We start from the raw sequence: 17384 nt of genomic DNA on the forward strand, positions 1-17384 counted from the left end.
AGAGTGATGCCTTGGCTGGAGCCTCTTCACACCGGGCGAAGAGGCGCCGGGATTACTTGGCGATAGAGGCGGTCGTTTCCTCGACCTGCTGCGGCGCCACGACGACGCCGGGGCGAACCCGCTGCAGGCCGTTGACGACGATGTTCTCGCCGGACTTCAGGCCGCTTTCGACGATGCGCAGACCGTCGGAATTCGGCCCCAGCTTCACCTGGCGATACTCGACCTTGTTGTCGGTGCCGACGACGAAGACGAATTTCTTGTCCTGGTCGGAGCCGATGGCGCGGTCGCTGATCACAAGCTTTTCCTCGGGGTCCGGCTCGCCGATGCGGATGCGGACGAACTGTCCGGGGATCAGCCTGCCGTCGGCGTTTTCAAGCGCCGCGCGTACCCGGATCGTGCCGGTTGCCGCATCCACCTCGTTGTTGATGAGCTGGATATGGCCCAAGATCGGCGTGCCCTCGTCGGCGGCGGTGCCGACCTGGACCGGCAGGCGCTCGATCGCGTTGCCGCCGGCCGATGCTGCGAGCCGGGCGAGAGCGGTGGTGACCACTTCTTCGCTGGCGTTGAAGCTCGCATAGATTGGATCGACCGAGACGAGCGTTGTCAGCACAGGCGAGGCGGAACCGGCAGCAACGAGGTTGCCGGCGGTGACGTCGAGCCGGCCGACGCGGCCGGAGATCGGCGCACGGACCTCTGTGTATTGCAGATCGAGTTCGGCCGTGCGCAGCGCCGCCTTGGCCGAACGCACCTCCGCCTGAGCTTCGTCATAGGCGCTGGCGCGCTGGTCGACGCTGCTCTGCGGCACGGCGCTGGTGGTCACCAGCTTGCGGCCGCGCTCGAGCTCGATCTTGGCGAGCGAAACACGCGCTTCGGCAGCCTCGACCTGGGCCTTTGCCCGCTCGACGGCTGCGGCATAGGGCTCGGGATCGATCGTCACCAGGAGGTCGCCCTGCTTGACCAGCGCACCTTCGCGAAAGTGGGCTTTCAGGATGGCGCCGCCGACGCGCGGGCGCACCTCGACACGCTCGATCGCTTCAAGGCGTCCGGAGAATTCCTCCCAGGTGGTGATGCGCTTGGACTGCGCCCGCGCCACCGAGACCGGCACGGCCGGCGGAGGAGCGGCGGACGCATCGGTCGCGGCATCGGCCTCGAAATGCTGCGGCAGGCCGAACATGACGGCGGCGCCGCCGCCGACAGACAAAAGGATACTCAGGCCGGCGCCCCAGAGGGCCCGGCGGGTCACTGTCGATGTCATCTTTTCTCTCCTTGCCGGTTGGGAGCCGGCGCTTTGCGTTCGATGCCAGATCGGGGAATGAGCCTCTGAGCGGCCCCGCCTAACGCACCGTCATTTCCGCCGGCTTTGCCCCCGCCTTCTGGAAGAAGCGGGCGAAGATGCCGGTAATTTCCTTCTGCTGTGCCGACCAGCTTTCGCCGGTGCCTGCGTTCTGCGGCAACCATCCGGCGCGTCCGGGCAGCACGTGGGATTCCACCGCCACGCCCGCCTTGCGCAGGCGCTCGGCATAGGCTTCAGCCTCGTCGCGCATCGGGCACTCTTCGCTGGTCACGATCAGCGAAGGCACGAGGCCGGCGAGCCGCGTACAGTGGGCCGGCGCGGCGTAAGGGTGGGTGAAGCCACCGTTCTGGCCGAGATAGCGCTGCCAGCCGTCGGCGATCGATTGCGCCGAGGACTGGGGACAGTATTGACGGAACGATGCCGTTGCCAGGCACGGATCCAGCATCGGCGACAGCAGGATCTGGCCCTTGAGATCGGTCAGATACTGGTCTCGCGCCATCAGCGCGGCCCCGGCGGCGACATTGCCGCCAGCCTCTTCGCCGGCCACGAACAGCGACGACTTCTTGTGTGCGAACTGCGGGCAGCGCGCGCGCATCGACGACAGCATGGCATAGGCGACATCGAGGGCCGCGGGAAAGGGGTTGAGGCAGGCCGCGGAATATTCCGGAGATATCACCACCGCTCCGGCTGCCGCGAGTGCCTCGGCAACGCGCTCGCCGGCAGCGATCGTTCCGCCGACGAAGGAGCCACCATGCAGGTGCAGTACGATCGGCGGCGGATTGAGCAGGGTCTCGCCGCGGTAGACGCGTGCGGTGCACGAGCCTTGGCCCGTCTGCATCGTCTCCACTTTGAACTGTTCGCCCATCTCTCTTGCCTTCGGCCCGAGCCAAACCCACATGTGGCGACAACACGCCACGATAGGAGAATAGCATTGTCTTCTGTCTGGAATAGTCTTTTCAATCTGATTACACTATTCGTATTCTCGAACAATTACGGCTCTTGAAAATGGACCAGCTCACGGCCATGCGCGCCTTTCTCCGGGTCGTCGAAACCGGAAATTTCACCCGCGCTTCCGCTTCGCTGAATATGCCCAAGGCGACATTGACCAATCTCATCCAGGGATTGGAGGCGCATCTGCGCACAAAACTTCTGAACCGCACCACCCGCCGGGTGCTGGTAACGCCCGATGGCGCGCTCTATTACGAACGCGCTGCACGCCTTTTGACCGACCTCGACGAACTCGACGGCAGTCTTTCGAGCGCCCAGACCTTGCCGAAGGGACGGCTCAGGGTGGAGATGGCAAGCGCGATTGCCAACCTGATCGTGATCCCCGCGCTACCGGAGTTTCACAAGCGTTATCCCGACATCCAGATAGACCTCGGGGTCTCGGACAGGACGGTGGACTACGTGGCCGAGAATGTCGATTGCGCCATTCGCGTCGGTGCGCTCACCGACCAGTCCCTGATCGCGCGCCGCATCACCGAGATGAGCTTCGTCGCCTGCGCAGCGCCCGATTACCTCTCGCGCCACGCGATCCCGCAGCATCCCTCGGATCTCTCGAAGAACTGCTACGTCGTCGGCTACTTCCGGCCGCAGACCGGGCAGCAGTTGCCGTTCTACTTCAAGCGCGGCAACGAGGAGATTGAGGTGAACGGCCGCTATGCCGTGGCGGCGAATGAAGCCACCACCTATCTCGCGGCGGCGCGAGCCGGCCTCGGCGTCATTCAGGCGCCGCGTTTCATGGTGCGCGAGGACCTCGAGACCGGCGCCATGCGGCCGGTGCTGGAGGATTGGGAAGTCGAGCCCATGCCGATCTATCTCGTCTATCCGCCGAACCGGCACCTGAGCAGCCGGCTGCGCGTCTTTGCCGACTGGGTGGTCAAGATTGTCGCCCAGTCGCAGCTCGACGCTGCCTGACCGTCACGCGCGCTGGCTCGGTGCCATGCATGATCCGCGTTGCGCTGAGCGTCCGGGCGGAGTGCCGGGACCGCTCGCTCCCCGGTCGTCGGAGTAACAAAAAAAGGCGCCGCGATCGGATCGCAGCGCCTTGTTGATTGGCTTTTGGGTTGCCGTCGCCGGGCTCAGCCCTGGCGGTTCTTGGCGTTGCCCTTCGGCTTGGTTTTGGGCTTGAAGCCGCCGTCCTTGCCAGCGTCCGGCTTGCCCTTCTTCTTGTTGCCCCAGGGCTTTTCGGCGCCCTTCGCCGGCGGCCTGTCCTCGGTATGGGCGGGCCCATCGCTATAGGCGGCCTTCTTTTCGAACTTGCGCTTCGGCTTGAAGTCGCCGCGGTCGTCATTGCGAGGGGCGTCGTCGGAATAGGGGCGCTTCTTGGCAAAGCCCGGCTTATCCTTGGAGTAGTTCGGCTTGTCCCTCGAGAAACTCGGTTTTTCCTGGCGCTGCTGCGACAGATCCGGCGCACCGGCGAGCGGCTTCACGCGGATGCCCTTCTCCAGCATCTTGTCTTTGCCGATCGCCGACAGGAAGCGTTCGGCGCCTTCGGCGGTCATCTCGACGAAGGTCTCTTCCTGCTGCATGCGGATCGCGCCGATGTCGCGCTTGGTCAGCTTGCCGTGACGGCAGAGCATCGGGATAAGCCAACGCGGCTCCGCACTCTGCTTGCGGCCGACGGACAGCGAGAACCAGCTGCCGTCGCTGAAATCGGCCCGCTCGGCGCCGAAGTCCTCGCGCGGTGCGCGTTCGTCGCGGCGCGGCTTGGCGCCGACAGCGACTTCGATCAGGTCTTCCGGAGCGGACCGTCCGGAACGGAACTGGCGTACGAAGGCGGCGGCCATCTGCTCGGCACCGTGGCGCTCGATAAGTGCTGCCACGATCGCCTGTTCGTCCTCGCGGATCGGCTCGGCAAAGCTCGTATCGGCAAGCAGGCGCTCGTCGTCACGTTGGCTGACCTCGTCGGCCGACGGCGGGCGTGCCCAGGTCGCGGTAATCCGGCCGCCGTCGAGCAGGCGCTCAGCCTTGCGGCGCTGGTTGACCGGCACGATAAGGGCGCTGACGCCCTTCTGACCGGCGCGTCCGGTGCGGCCGCTGCGGTGAAGCAGCGTCTCGGAGTTGGTTGGCAGATCGGCGTGAATGACCAGTTCCAGGCCCGGTAGGTCGATGCCGCGGGCGGCAACGTCGGTCGCAATGCAGACGCGGGCGCGGCCGTCGCGCATGGCCTGAAGGGCGTGGGTGCGTTCGTTCTGGCTGAGCTCGCCCGAAAGCGCCACCACCGAGAAGCCGCGGTTGTTGAAGCGGGCGGTCAGATGGTTGACCGCGGCGCGGGTCGAGCAGAACACGATGGCGTTGCGCGCTTCGTAAAAGCGCAGCACGTTGATGATCGCGTTTTCGCGATCGTTCGGCGCAACGGTGAGCGCGCGGTATTCGATATCGACATGCTGCTTCTGTTCGGAAGCGGTGCTGATGCGTACGGCGTCGCGCTGGTAGTTCTTGGCAAGCGTTGCGATCGACTTCGGCACGGTCGCCGAGAACATCAGGGTGCGGCGATCGTCCGGGGACTCTTCGAGAATGAATTCGAGGTCTTCGCGGAAGCCGAGGTCGAGCATTTCGTCGGCTTCGTCGAGAACGATGGCGCGCAGCGAAGAAATGTCGAGCGAGTTGCGGCGAATATGGTCACAAAGGCGACCGGGCGTGCCGACGACGATGTGGGCGCCGCGTTCCAGCGTGCGCTTCTCGGTGCGCATGTCCATGCCGCCGACACACGAGGCGATTGTCGCGCCGGTCTCACCGTAGAGCCACTCAAGCTCGCGCTTGACCTGAAGCGCCAGTTCGCGCGTCGGTGCGATGGCGAGCGCCAGGGGGGCACCGGCAGGCCCGAAGCGGCGTTCGTCGCCAAGCAGCGTCGGCGCCAGCGCCAAGCCGAAGGCGACCGTCTTGCCGGAACCGGTCTGCGCCGAAACCAGGGCGTCGCGCCCGGCGAGTTCCGGATCGCGCATCGCCTGTTGAACCGGCGTCAATTCGTTGTAACCGCGTTTTGCCAACGCCTCGGCGATCGCAGGCGCGATCCCTTCGAATTCAGTCATATCTTGTCTTTCGGATATCGGTCGTAGAGCCCAGGACGAACGGATCGTCTCGGCGCCAATTGCCGCGGCCAACACGTCGCGGGCCTGTCATGGCGCGCTACATACGCGCTCACGCGGTTCTTGTACAGGGGCGAAGGGTTCAAGGGCCGGGTTCGTCGCTGCGCGCGCCGAACTCGTTGGGCCCCTGATCGCCCGGCCAGAGGCAAAGGGCGATGAAGACGACCGGGCTCAAGACCGGGATAAACAGAGTGAGGGAAAGCGGGCCGGGATAGCCGATATCGTGCAGGCGCTTGATCGCCAGCATGGCGATGGAGGGCAGCGAGACGAGGCTCGAGACGACGAATGCCAGCGTCCAGAGCGCCAGCACCGTCTCATTGCCCTCGTTGGCAACCATCCGGGCGACCATGAAGCCGCCGATCAGGAACCAGAACAGCCAGGAAAGAAAGAAGGGCAGGCGGCCGATGCGACCGGAGGGGCTGAAGAACAGCCAGGTCATGCTCGGCTGCGGCCCCTCCGGTGTCATCGCGATCAGTCCCGAAGCAGTTCGTTGATGCCGGTCTTCGAGCGGGTCTTCTCGTCGACGCGCTTGACGATGACGGCGCAATAGAGGTTCGGCGCCGGCTGGCCGTTGCCCATGGTCGAGCCCGAGGGCATCGAACCTGCGACGACGACCGAGTAGGGCGGCACTTCGCCATAGGTCACGTCGCCGGTGGCGCGGTCGACGATCTTGGTCGACTTGCCGATGAAGACGCCCATGCCGAGGACCGAGCCTTCGCGCACGATGCAGCCTTCGACGACTTCCGAGCGGGCGCCGATGAAGCAGTTGTCTTCAATGATCGTCGGGCCGGCCTGCATCGGCTCCAGCACGCCGCCGATGCCGACGCCGCCCGAAAGGTGCACATTCTTGCCGATCTGGGCGCAGGAGCCGACGGTCGCCCAGGTATCGACCATCGTGCCTTCGCCGACATAGGCGCCGAGATTGACGAAGGAGGGCATCAGGATGGCGTTGGGGGCGATGTAGGCCGAGCGGCGCACGACGCAGTTCGGAACGGCGCGGAAGCCGGCCTTCTCGAACTCGTTGACGCTCCAGCCGTCGAACTTCGAGGGCACCTTGTCCCACCAGACCGATTGGCCCGGGCCGCCCTTGACGATTTCCATCGGGTTGAGGCGGAAGGAGAGCAGCACGGCCTTCTTCAGCCACTGATTGACCGTCCAGTTGCCGTCTTCGCCGCACTGGGCAACGCGGACCTTGCCGCTGTCGAGCAGGTTCAGCGCCGTCTCGACGGCATCGCGCACCGCGCCGCGCGTTCCGGTGTTGACGGAGTCGCGGTCTTCAAAGGCGGCTTCGATCGTCTGCGACAGGGAGGCGAGGTCGTGGTTCGTCATCGGAATTCCTTAAAGTTCGGCGGTTATCCTGCGAAAGCTCTACTGCATAAATCCGAAAATCGGAATCGATTTAAGGACAAAATTATGCAGCAGATCTAGCTGCTGCAGCGACCTTGACACGTCCTGAGCGGCGGTGGCTGCACGACGTGATCCTGAAAAGTTGAAGGGCTTTTCAGGTCCCTGGAGTGGCCGGGGCTTGGCAAACTGAGGCGAACACGGCACTACAGCGCCGCGTACCCGTTCGGGATACGCAAAGGCCGCCGCAGCGCGCTGATGCGCTTGCGACCTTCATGACCGAGGATTGAGGATAGGACGCGTCTGGACGAGATGCCGATTGTCCGGAACGCGACGGGAAAGACGAGAATATGGCACGCATGAAGAAGCGCGCTCTGCGCCGCAAAGATGGGGTCTGGGATCCGCTGGCCGACAGCTCGCAGAGCCGGCAACGCGCACAGACCGTTCCGGTCACGCCGCAATCGGCTTCGCCTTCCTATCGCCTCGCCTATATCGACGACGATTTTCTCTGCCGCGAGGAACTGCGCCCGATCCGGCTGCAGCTCGAACTCCTGAAGACCGAAATGATGCTGGAAGAGCGCGGCATCAACTCCACCGTCGTCATGTTCGGCGGCGCTCGCATTCCTGAGCCCGGCGGCGACGCCTGGGCGGCGAAGAACGAGACGCAGCGCAAGAACCTCGAAGCCGCCTCGGTCTATTACGAGGAAGCACGCAAGTTCGCGCGGCTCTGCTCCGAGCATTCGGCCAAGCTGCACTACAAGGAATATGTCGTCGTCACCGGCGGCGGGCCGGGCGTGATGGAGGCGGGCAATCGCGGCGCCGATGATGTCGGCGCGCCGTCGATCGGCCTCAACATCGTGCTGCCGCACGAGCAGGCGCCCAATCGCTACGTGACGCCCGAACTGTCGTTCAACTTCCACTATTTCGCCATCCGCAAGATGCACTTCCTGTTGCGCGCCAAGGCCGTCACCGTTTTCCCGGGCGGCTTCGGCACGCTGGACGAGCTTTTCGAGACGATGACGCTGATGCAGACCGGGCGTCTTGCGCTGGTTCCGCTCATTCTCTTCGGGGAAAAATTCTGGCGCTCGATCGTCAATTTCGAGGCGCTTGCCGAGTTCGGCACGATCGCGCCCAACGATGTCGACCTAGTCCACTTCGTCGAAACGGCCGAGGAAGCCTGGGAGATCATCTCCCGCTTCTACGAAACGGTCGATCCGAAGTCGGTGCCGATGGCGAACGGCCGCCGCTGAAACGATCTCGCGCGGAACGCCTCCGACAATGCGCATAGCCCCTCGCTGGGGGGAGCAAGGGGCTATGGGCTAGCCGGGAGCCTCTCCACCGGGCGGTGGGGAGAGAGAAGAGCTCCCGTCAGATCTTCTTGGTAAAGTCGGCCGCGTCGATGACGCCGTCGCCATTCTTGTCACGCCGCTTGAACATGGCTTCCGCGGCGCCTGAAACCTCGCTGGCACTCAAGGAGCCGTTGCCGTCGGTATCGACGCGCTTGAAGGCCTTGGGCCGCAGGCCAGGCAGCATGGCCGGGCGGGCTTCCTTCAGCTTGGCAAGGGCGGTCTCGCGCTCCGTGCCGGTCTTTGCCTTGGCGTCCTTCCAGGCCTTGCGCGCCTCACGGAAGGCCTCGCGCTTGACCTTCATTTCTTCGGCGCTGATCTGCCCGTCGCCATTGGTATCGAAGGTTTTGAAATTGTCGGAGATCCGCGCCTGGAACTCGGTGAGCGAAACCTTCTGGTCCTTGTTGGTGTCGAGGCGCTCTATCATGCGCTGGCCGCGCTGCTCGGGCGTCATCTTTTCGCGGGCAGCAAAGGAGGGGGAGGCCATTCCGGTGACGGCGACGGAGAGTGCAGCCACGCCGAGGATCAGGGTCTTGTTCGGCATCATGCGTCCTTTCGATCGGTTGTTTCTGATCGCAAGGATAGACGCGGGTGCAGCCGACGCCAGTTAAACTTTGGTAATTTAAGTCATTGGCCGAAAAGGGGTTTTTCGGCGGCAAAATTGTGTCGCAGCGGGCGGGACGCCGTCTTTGCGGCGTCCGCCAGCGCCACTCTAGAGATCTGTGAGGAGGCTCCGCAGGAAGCCGGTGAGGTCTTCCGTCACGTAGTCGATCTGCTCGTCGGTGTCGTTCGACTTTTCCCACGATTCCGCAAAGGTGTATTCGAGGTTCTGCGGCACCAGCAGCACCGTCTTCATGCCCAGCGCCTTCGGCACGAGGAGATTGCGCGGCAGGTCCTCGAACATCACGGCATTGCGGGTATCGACCCGGTGCAGGCTCATGAACTTGTCATAGGTCTCGCCCGCGGGCTTCGGCACGAAGTCGGCGGCGACGATATCGAAGATGTCGTCGAAATGGTCGAGGATCCCGAGCGCCCGGGCCGTCATCTGCGCATGGGCAACGCTGCCATTGGTGAAGATGAACTTGCGGCCGGGAAGCGACTTGATCGCTTCGCCGAGCGCCGGGTCGGCCGGAACGATCGAATAGTCGATCGCATGGGCCTGCTCGAGGAACTCGTTCGGGTCGATGCCGTGATGGACCATCAGGCCTTTGAGCGTCGTGCCGTGGTCGCGGTAATAGTCCTTCTGCAGCTTCTTGGCGTCGGCCGGATCGAGCGACAAAAGCTTCGCCACATAGGCCGTCATGTTGCGGTCGATCTGCGCAAACAGGTTGACGTGGTGGGGATAGAGCGTGTTGTCGAGGTCGAAGACCCAGTCGGTGACATGGGCGAATTCGGAGCGGGTCGGCAGGCGGTCGAGCTTTTTCATGACCGCCTTATGACACGACCGACCGTGGCGGCAAACGGGAAAATGGCGATGCGGGGCCGGGCGTAATGCTGGCGCATAGATTAGCGCTTTGAATTGGCGGTTGTGCGTGGCATCTTCCGGCTCGCGCGGTTTTTGGCTCGGGGATGCGGATGCCAATGTCGAACGAAGTATTCTATCTGCTCTTTCTGTTCGGGTTTTACACGTTCACCGTCGTTACCTATTTCGCGCTTGGCTATGGCATCACATGGCTCAACGAGCGCAATCCCGAGCGAAAGATCCAGAAGGGACGCGGTTCCGACAAGCGCCGCAGCGCCGAGATCCGCCAGAGCCTCAAATCGATGTTCAGCGCCTGCCTGCCGCTGACGATCGGACTCTACGCCCAGCAGAAGGGCTGGGCGCCGGCGCCCTGGACGCTTACCTGGTGGAACGCCCTGCCGCTCTTCGTGCTCAGCATGATCCTCTACGATGCCTGGTTCTATTTCATGCACCGGCTGCTGCACACCAAGTGGCTCTATCCGCTGCATGCCCTGCATCATAAAAGCGTGGCGCCGACGATCTGGAGCACCTATTCCGAGGACGTCTTCGACAACTTCCTGCTTCAGAGCTTTTCGGCCGTCGTCGTTTTCGTCGTGCCGTTTCCGCCGCTGGTGCTCATCGCCCATCGGCTGTTCGAACATTTCAACGGCATGATCGGCCATTGCGGCTTCGAGTATTTTGCCGCCTCCACCGCGCGCTACCCGTCTCCGCTGCTGTGCACGACGTTCCATGATCAGCACCATTCGGGCTTCAGGTACAATTACGCCAACTACTTCTCCTTCTGGGACCGTGTGCTCGGAACGCTCGCGCCGAACTACGATCAGCGGGTAAAGACCTTCGAGGACGAGGCGCCCCGGATCACGATCAGCGAGAGCACGGAGCTCGCAGAGGCGCGGGAAAGGGCGGACTAGCAACCGGTCCGTTAGGTGGTCCTTGGCAACGAGCCGGCCTGCATGCTAGCTCGAAACGATGGAAACCTGGGTCCTCATCACCATCGCCGCGGCCTTCCTTCAGAACGTCCGCTCCGCAATGCAGAAACACTTGAAAGGCGTCATGGGCACGACGGGCGCGACCTTCGTGCGCTTCGGCTTCGGCCTGCCGTTCGCCTTCCTCTATCTCGTTGTGCTCTGGCAGGTGGTGGGCCGTCCGCTTCCGGTGCCGAACGGCACTTTTTTCCTTTGGGCGGTGATCGGGGGGCTGGCGCAGATCGCCGCAACCTTCCTGCTCGTCCATCTCTTCTCCTTCCGCAACTTCGCCGTCGGCACCGCCTATTCGCGCACGGAACCGGCGCAGGCAGCGCTCTTCGGCCTGATTTTCCTCGGCGAAAAGGCGAGCGAGGGCACGCTGGTGGCAATCGCCATCTCGGTCGTCGGCGTGATGCTGATTTCGGTGGCGCGCACGACCCTGAGTGCGCGCACGCTGGTGACCTCGGTATTCTCGCGCACGGCCGGCATCGGCTTGCTGTCCGGCACCTTCTTCGGCCTTTCGGCCGTCGCCTACCGTTCGGCGTCGCTGGCACTGGCGCCGAGCCTGCCGGCACCCGACTACATGATGCAGGCAAGCTTCACGCTCGGCTTCGTCATCCTCTTGCAGACCGTGGTCATGCTGATCTGGATCGTGGTGCGCGAACGCGACGAGCTGCCGCGCATCGCGGCTGCCTGGAAGCCGGCCTTTGTCGTCGGTTTCGTCGGCGCGTCTGCCTCCTTCGGCTGGTTCATGGCGATGACCCTGCAGCAGGCGGCCGTCGTCAAGGTCGTCGCCCAGGTGGAAATGCTCTTCACCTTCGCCTCGTCCTTTTTCATCTTCCGCGAATGGATCAACAGACTGGAGCTATTGGGTTGCCTGCTGATCGTGCTCGGTGTCGTCATGCTGGTGCTGATCTGAAAAATAGACGCCCGAAAACCGGCGTCTCCCGAGCCGTGGTCATGCTAGAACCGCGGCATGTTGTTCGATCTTCCCTCCGATGAAACGCTCTACGACGCCTTGATGGCGCGCAGCAGCGAATACGAAGGTTCGGCCTTCGTCTGCGTCAAGACAACAGGCGTCTTCTGCCGCCTGTCCTGCCCGGCCCGCAAGCCGAAGCGGGAAAACACGATCTTCGTCGGCTCTATCGGCACCTGCCTGGAGACGGGGTTCCGTCCCTGCCAGCGCTGCCGGCCGCTTGCCACGTTCGGCGCCAAGGATCCGCTCGTCCAGGAGCTTCTGCAGGCGCTGGAAGCAGCACCGGAGCGCCGTTGGAGCGAGGACGACATCGTGTGCCGCGGGCTTGATCCCTCGACCGTCCGGCGTGCCTTCAAGCGCGCGCTCGGCATCACCTTCCTCGATCTCGCGCGCCATCGTCGCCTGGGGCTCGCCGCCCGCCAGCTCGCCGACGGTGGTCGGGTGATCGACGCCCAGCTCGAGGCCGGCTACGAGTCGCCGAGCGGGTTTCGCGCAGCCTTCCAGCGCCTGCTCGGCGATGCGCCGGCGGCAGCGCAGGGGAGGGCGCTGCTCTCGTCCGACTGGATCGAAACGCCGATCGGGCCGATGGTCGCGGTTGCCGATGCGACGCACCTCCATTTGCTGGAGTTCCACGAACGCAAGGCGCTGCCGACGGAACTGGAGGCGCTGAAGCGCGCGACGCGCTCGGCCATCGTCCCCGGCCGGACGGCGCCGATCGATCAGATCGAAGGCGAGTTGAAGAGCTATTTCGCCGGCGAGGCGGGCGGATTTCAAACTCCGCTTGCGCCCGGGGGAACGCCCTTCGAGCGCAACGTGTGGGCGAAGCTCGTGAAGATTCCCGCCGGCGGGACGCGTTCCTATGGTGACATTGCCCGCGAGGTCGCTACGATCCAGTCCGCACGTGCGGTCGCCAAGGCCAACGGTTCCAACCGGATCGCCATCGTCATTCCGTGCCACCGTTGCATCGGCGCGGATGGCTCATTGACCGGTTACGGTGGCGGGCTCTGGCGGAAACAGTGGCTGCTTCGGCACGAGGCGAAAATGAAACCAGTCAGCCTGTTGGTGGAGGAAACACAATGAACCAGAAGGAAAAGGCGCTCGCCTTCGCCGCCCTGCATAAGAAGGGTGACCCGGTAGTGCTCTACAACATCTGGGACGCCGGCAGCGCCAAGGCCGTGGCAGAGGCCGGTGCCAAGGCGCTTGCGACCGGAAGCTGGTCGGTGGCGGCCGCCCACGGCTTCGGCGACGGCGAGAAGGTGCCTCTGGCCTGGCTTGCCGATATCGCACGCCTGATCGTGGCGAGCACCGACCTGCCCGTCAGCATCGATTTCGAAGGCGCCTACTCCGACGACGCTGCGACCGGTGCCGCCAATGTCTCGCGCATCCTCGACGTCGGCGCCATCGGCATCAACTTCGAGGACCAGATCGTCGGCAAGGGCGGCGTGCACCCGGTCGAAAAGCAGGCGGAGCGCATCCGCGCCATCCGCGAGATGGCTGACCGGCGCGGCATCCCCCTGTTCATCAATGCCCGCACCGATCTCTTCCTGCAGGAGGGTGACGAGAGCCGGCATGCCGGCCTCGTCGACGAGGCGATCGCCCGCGGCAAGGCCTATGCCGAAGCGGGCGCCAGCGGCTTCTTCGTACCGTGGCTGGTGGACGAGGCGCTGATCGCCAAGGTCTGCGCCGCCTCGATCCTGCCCGTCAACATCATGATGCGCCCGGCCGCACCCGACCTGAAGACGCTCGCCCGCGCCGGCGTGTCACGCGCCAGCTACGGTCCGGGCCCATACCGCGTGATGATGGAAGAATTGAAGGCGGCGGCGACCGAGGTCTACGCTCCGCGCTGAGCTCGGGGCTCGATGAAATCGCGCTGCGCAAGTTGCGCGATTTCACCGCGAAAACGTACGTTTTTGGCCGCAGCCTGGAGCTGTTATTTCCGCAATCTTCAGCTTTATCGTGTCTCTGGCAATTCTTTGCGACCCAAGAGGCACCGTATGAAGATTGTTCTGCTCAATCCGCCGCATACGGCCATCGGCAGCCGTATTCCCGACGATCATCTTCCGCCGCTCGGCCTGCTCGCCGTTGGCGGGCCGCTCATCGATGATGGCCACGCCGTGCGGCTCATCGATTGCGAATTCGGCCCTTTGGGCTTCGAAGAGATTGTCGCACGCGTGCTCGACGACTGCCCGGATCTTCTGCTGATCGGTCATTCGGGGTCGACGTCGGCCCACCCGACGGCCAAGCGTATTGCCAGCGATGTCAGAATGACCGCACCGTCCGTCCGGGTGATCTATGGCGGTGTGTTCCCGACCTATCATTGGCGCGAGGTTCTAAGCGAGGGCGGCGCCTTCGATTACATCGTCAGGGGAGAGGGCGAAGAGACAGTGCGACGGCTCGTGCGCGCCCTGTCATCCTTAGAACCCTTGAGCGAGGTTCCGGGCATCGCCTATCGCGATGATGACGGGGTTGCGCTCGCCACCCGTCCGACCGAGGCGATCGCCAATCTCGATGCCTACCGCATCGGCTGGGAGTTGATCGAGCATCGGCACTACAGTTATTGGGGCGGAAAACGCGCTGTCGTGCTGCAGTTTTCGAGAGGGTGCCCGCATTTGTGCAACTATTGCGGCCAGCGCGGTTTCTGGACGCGATGGCGGCACCGGGATCCGGTCGCGTTCGCTAAGGAGATCGCCCGCCTCCACCGTGAAGAGGGCGTGGAACTGATCAATCTCGCCGACGAAAACCCGACCTCGTCGCGCAAGGGCTGGCTCGCCTTCCTGAACGCCATGATCGCCGAGAACGTGCCGGTGCAGATCGTCGGCTCGACGCGGGCAGACGATATCGTGCGCGATGCCGACATATTGCACCTCTATCGCAAGGCCGGTGTCGTGCGTTGGCTGCTCGGAATGGAAAACACTGATGACGCGACGCTGAAGCTGATCAAAAAGGGCGGGACGACCACGAGCGACCGGCAGGCAATCGCGCTCCTGCGCCAGCACGACATTCTTTCAATGGCCACCTGGGTGGTCGGCTTCGAGGAGGAACGCCTGAGCGATCTTTGGCGTGGTTTCAGGCAACTTCTTTCCTACGACCCGGACCAGATCCAGGCGCTCTACGTCACGCCGCACCGGTGGACCCCGTTCTTTGGCCTCGCCAGGGATCGCACCGTCATCGAGCCGGACATGCGCAAGTGGGATTACAAGCATCAGGTGCTGAAGATGAAGCACCTTCACCCGGTCGTGCTTTTTCTGAGCGTGAAATTGATCGAGGTCGCGATCCAGGCGCGGCCAAAGGCCCTTGCGCGCGTCCTCCTGCACCGCGACCCGCAGCAGCGCCATTCGATGCGGTGGTACACCCGCATGGGGCGCAGGGTCTGGTTTCACGAGCTCTACGAATTCGTCTTCCGCCGCCGCCATTTCGCCGCCGGGCCGTCGCTTGAGGTGTTCTGGGGAGCGCCGCAGGAGGCCGAGGAGGAATCGATGTTACCGCCCCGCAGGCGCCATCCATCGGACAGCGAGGCCGCATAAAAAATCCGGAAGCTGTGTGAGACGGCTTCCGGATCCTCGTCATGTCATTGCCGATCGGGGTGCGTCAGGGCACGATCAGCGTGCCGGCGCCGCGCTCGGTGAAGATTTCGAGCAGCACCGAATGGGCCGTCTTGCCGTTGAGGATGACGACGCCCTGAACGCCCGCCTTGATCGCGTCGATGCAGGTCTCGACCTTCGGGATCATCCCGCCGGAAATCGTGCCGTCGGCGATCAGCGCGCGGGCCTGGGATACAGAGAGTTCCTTGATCAGGTTGCCCTGCTTGTCGAGCACGCCGGGAACGTCCGTCAGGAACAGCAGGCGCGTGGCGTTCAGCGCCCCGGCGATGGCGCCGGCGAAGGTGTCGGCGTTGATGTTGTAGGTGTGGCCGTCACGGCCGGGCGCGACCGGCGCGATCACCGGGATCATTTCCGAGCGGGCGAGCAGGTCGATCAGCGTGCGGTCGACTTCGACCACTTCGCCGACGAAACCGAGATCGAGGACGCGCTCGATATTGCTATCCGGATCCTTGACGGTCTTGCGTGCCTTTTCGGCGAAGACCATGTTGCCGTCCTTGCCGCAAAGGCCGATCGCCCATTCACCCGTCTGGTTGATGAGCGCGACGATCTCCTTGTTGATCGAGCCGGCGAGCACCATCTCGACGATCTCGACCGTCTTTTCGTCGGTGACGCGCAGGCCGCCTTCGAACTTCGATTCGATGCCCATCTTCGTCAGCATGGCGCCGATCTGCGGGCCGCCGCCATGCACGACGATCGGGTTGACGCCCGACTGCTTCAAAAGCGCGATGTCGCTTGCAAAAGCGCGACCGAGCTCGCTGTTACCCATGGCGTGGCCGCCATATTTGACGACGATCGTCTTGTTCTCGTAGCGCTGCATGTAGGGCAGGGCCTGGGTGAGCAGGCGTGCCTGGATTTCACTTTCATTGGCGGACATGGCGGACCCTCGAAAAATACCGGCTGCTGTTTAGCGCAAGTTCCGGATCGATGGAATGATCGGAGAGCAACATAAAGGCCGAATGACGATACGGCTGGTTCAAAGTGAACTGCGCCCTATCTCTGGAGAGATGAGGCTTCGGGGCGCGTTCTATGATCGATGAGGATATGGCCGGCCTGCTTGGCCGCGTTTCGCTCGGCGATCGCGACGCCTTCGCCGAACTGTATCGGCAGACCAGTCCGAAACTCTTCGGCATCTGCCTGCGTATTCTTGGCAATCGGGGCGAGGCAGAAGAAGCGCTGCAGGAAATCTACGTCAAGATTTGGCAGCGGGCCGGCCGGTTTTCGCAAGGACAGGCGGCTGCGGGTTCCTGGCTGGCGGCAATAGCGCGTAATCAGGCCATCGACTTCATCCGGGCGCGCAAACCGGCTGCCAATGTGATTGACGAAGCCTACGATTTGGCTGATCCTGCTGCCGATCCGGAAAAGTTGGCAGTCGTGAGAGCAGAAGGCAGGCGGATCGACGCCTGCATGGAGGAGCTTGAAGAAGACCGCGCGGAAGCGGTGCGGCGCGCCTACGTCGAAGGCCTGAGCTACCAGGAACTGGCTGACGTCTTCGCGGTGCCGCTGAACACTATGCGGACTTGGTTGAGGCGCAGTCTCCTGAAGTTGCGAGAGTGTATGGAGCGATGACGACACCAACCCCAGAGGGCCGGGACTTTCGCCGCGACGAGGTGATCGCGGGCGAGTATGTGCTCGGCGTGTTGTCTGCCGACGATCGCCGCAAGGTCGAGGCCCGGCTTGCTTCCGATCGCAACTTTGCCGCCATGGTCGACCGCTGGCAGAGCAACCTTTCCTCCTTCGACGACGCCTATGATCCGGTGGTGCCCCCACCCAGGACGTTCTCCGCGATCGAACGGCAGCTTTTCGATACGTTGCGGTCGGAACCTGTACGGTCCCGCGGGCTCTGGCACTCGCTGGCGCTCTGGCGAGGACTGGCGCTTGCCTCGTTCGCCGCGCTGCTGGTGATGGGCGCCTCCATGGCCGGCCTGTTCGAGACGCGGTCGACCGGTGCCTCGCTTGTTGCCGAGCTCTCGGGGAAAGGCAGCGCCATCGATCTCGTCGCCCGCTTCGACCGGGCATCGGGCCGCTTGCAGGTAACGCCGGTGGCCGCCAGCCAGGCGGAACAGAAATCCCTCGAACTTTGGCTGATCAACGGCAGCAATCCGGCAATCTCGCTCGGTGTCCTGCCGCAGACCGGGGAGGGCGAAATCGCCGTGCCGTCGACCTTCCGCTCGCGGATCTCCGCCGGCTCGGTTCTTGCCGTCAGCGTCGAGCCGCTCGGCGGTTCGCCGACCGGCGTGGCCACCGGACCGATCATCGCGCTCGGCAAGGCGCGAAACCTCTGAGCGCGTAATCTCGATAAATACC

17 protein-coding genes are annotated in these 17384 nt (G+C 63.8%); 9 read left to right on the top strand and 8 right to left on the bottom strand.

Annotated features, from left to right (window positions below):
* Nucleotides 1–52 precede the first annotated feature (52 nt).
* Together IB277_RS16750 and IB277_RS16755 are read right to left on the bottom strand one after the other, a co-directional pair.
* Nucleotides 53–1255 (bottom strand): efflux RND transporter periplasmic adaptor subunit, encoded by a 1203-nt coding sequence (locus IB277_RS16750; RefSeq protein ID WP_034797366.1) that lies wholly within the window; start codon nt 1253–1255, stop codon nt 53–55.
* Between the two features lie 79 nt (nt 1256–1334).
* Nucleotides 1335–2159: an alpha/beta hydrolase fold domain-containing protein gene (locus tag IB277_RS16755; protein WP_034797364.1), complete on the bottom strand. Its 825-nt coding sequence runs from the start codon at nt 2157–2159 to the stop codon at nt 1335–1337.
* Between the two features lie 140 nt (nt 2160–2299).
* On the opposite strand from IB277_RS16755, the gene IB277_RS16760 reads away from it, so the two are divergent.
* Nucleotides 2300–3211 (top strand): LysR family transcriptional regulator, encoded by a 912-nt coding sequence (locus IB277_RS16760; RefSeq protein WP_034797362.1) that lies wholly within the window; start codon nt 2300–2302, stop codon nt 3209–3211.
* A 164-nt stretch (nt 3212–3375) separates the two neighbouring features.
* On the opposite strand, the gene IB277_RS16765 is transcribed toward IB277_RS16760, so the two are convergent.
* The 3 genes from IB277_RS16765 to dapD form a co-directional block, all read right to left on the bottom strand.
* Nucleotides 3376–5328 (bottom strand): DEAD/DEAH box helicase, encoded by a 1953-nt coding sequence (locus IB277_RS16765; RefSeq protein ID WP_090295088.1) that lies wholly within the window; start codon nt 5326–5328, stop codon nt 3376–3378.
* A 139-nt stretch (nt 5329–5467) separates the two neighbouring features.
* A complete protein-coding gene (locus IB277_RS16770; protein WP_034797357.1) occupies nt 5468–5851 on the bottom strand; it encodes a DUF805 domain-containing protein in 384 nt (127 codons plus the stop codon).
* Between the two features lie 5 nt (nt 5852–5856).
* On the bottom strand, nt 5857–6714 hold the full coding sequence (gene dapD, locus IB277_RS16775) for a 2,3,4,5-tetrahydropyridine-2,6-dicarboxylate N-succinyltransferase (RefSeq protein WP_090295087.1): 858 nt from the start codon (nt 6712–6714) through the stop codon (nt 5857–5859).
* A gap of 365 nt (nt 6715–7079) precedes the next feature.
* Between dapD and IB277_RS16780 the strand changes: the two genes are divergently transcribed.
* The gene (locus IB277_RS16780) at nt 7080–7979 is read left to right on the top strand and encodes an LOG family protein (protein ID WP_077962548.1); all 900 of its coding nucleotides are present in this window, start codon (nt 7080–7082) and stop codon (nt 7977–7979) included.
* A gap of 118 nt (nt 7980–8097) precedes the next feature.
* Here the strand turns inward: IB277_RS16780 and IB277_RS16785 are convergent, their stop codons facing one another.
* Together IB277_RS16785 and IB277_RS16790 are read right to left on the bottom strand one after the other, a co-directional pair.
* On the bottom strand, nt 8098–8619 hold the full coding sequence (locus IB277_RS16785) for an EF-hand domain-containing protein (RefSeq protein WP_162728662.1): 522 nt from the start codon (nt 8617–8619) through the stop codon (nt 8098–8100).
* A 168-nt stretch (nt 8620–8787) separates the two neighbouring features.
* Entirely contained in the window at nt 8788–9501 is a 714-nt protein-coding gene (locus IB277_RS16790; protein WP_090295082.1) for a pyrimidine 5'-nucleotidase, read from the bottom strand.
* A 155-nt stretch (nt 9502–9656) separates the two neighbouring features.
* On the opposite strand from IB277_RS16790, the gene IB277_RS16795 reads away from it, so the two are divergent.
* From IB277_RS16795 to bchE, 5 genes are all read left to right on the top strand, one after another.
* Nucleotides 9657–10448, top strand: a complete 792-nt coding sequence (locus IB277_RS16795; RefSeq protein ID WP_162731809.1) for a sterol desaturase family protein — start codon at nt 9657–9659, stop codon at nt 10446–10448.
* Between the two features lie 58 nt (nt 10449–10506).
* On the top strand, nt 10507–11421 hold the full coding sequence (locus tag IB277_RS16800) for a DMT family transporter (protein ID WP_090295078.1): 915 nt from the start codon (nt 10507–10509) through the stop codon (nt 11419–11421).
* Between the two features lie 57 nt (nt 11422–11478).
* Nucleotides 11479–12558 (top strand): bifunctional transcriptional activator/DNA repair enzyme AdaA, encoded by a 1080-nt coding sequence (locus tag IB277_RS16805; protein ID WP_089043201.1) that lies wholly within the window; start codon nt 11479–11481, stop codon nt 12556–12558.
* Nucleotides 12555–13325, top strand: a complete 771-nt coding sequence (locus IB277_RS16810; RefSeq protein ID WP_090295077.1) for an isocitrate lyase/phosphoenolpyruvate mutase family protein — start codon at nt 12555–12557, stop codon at nt 13323–13325. Before IB277_RS16805 ends, IB277_RS16810 begins: the two co-directional genes overlap by 4 nt.
* A gap of 147 nt (nt 13326–13472) precedes the next feature.
* Complete coding sequence (bchE, locus tag IB277_RS16815) at nt 13473–15002, top strand: magnesium-protoporphyrin IX monomethyl ester anaerobic oxidative cyclase (RefSeq protein WP_110818538.1); 1530 nt, start codon at nt 13473–13475, stop codon at nt 15000–15002.
* Nucleotides 15003–15066: 64 nt separating this feature from the next.
* On the opposite strand, the gene argB is transcribed toward bchE, so the two are convergent.
* On the bottom strand, nt 15067–15954 hold the full coding sequence (gene argB / locus IB277_RS16820; RefSeq protein ID WP_034797321.1) for an acetylglutamate kinase: 888 nt from the start codon (nt 15952–15954) through the stop codon (nt 15067–15069).
* Nucleotides 15955–16106: 152 nt separating this feature from the next.
* Between argB and IB277_RS16825 the strand changes: the two genes are divergently transcribed.
* On the top strand, nt 16107–16646 hold the full coding sequence (locus IB277_RS16825) for a sigma-70 family RNA polymerase sigma factor (protein ID WP_090295073.1): 540 nt from the start codon (nt 16107–16109) through the stop codon (nt 16644–16646).
* Nucleotides 16643–17362 carry an anti-sigma factor domain-containing protein gene (locus tag IB277_RS16830; RefSeq protein WP_060607221.1) on the top strand — a complete coding sequence of 240 codons (720 nt, stop codon included), beginning with the start codon at nt 16643–16645 and terminating at the stop codon, nt 17360–17362. Before IB277_RS16825 ends, IB277_RS16830 begins: the two co-directional genes overlap by 4 nt.
* Nucleotides 17363–17384 lie beyond the last annotated feature (22 nt).

It is taken from the genome of Ensifer sp. ENS07, assembly GCF_014852185.1.
Lineage (GTDB): Bacteria > Pseudomonadota > Alphaproteobacteria > Rhizobiales > Rhizobiaceae > Ensifer > Ensifer adhaerens.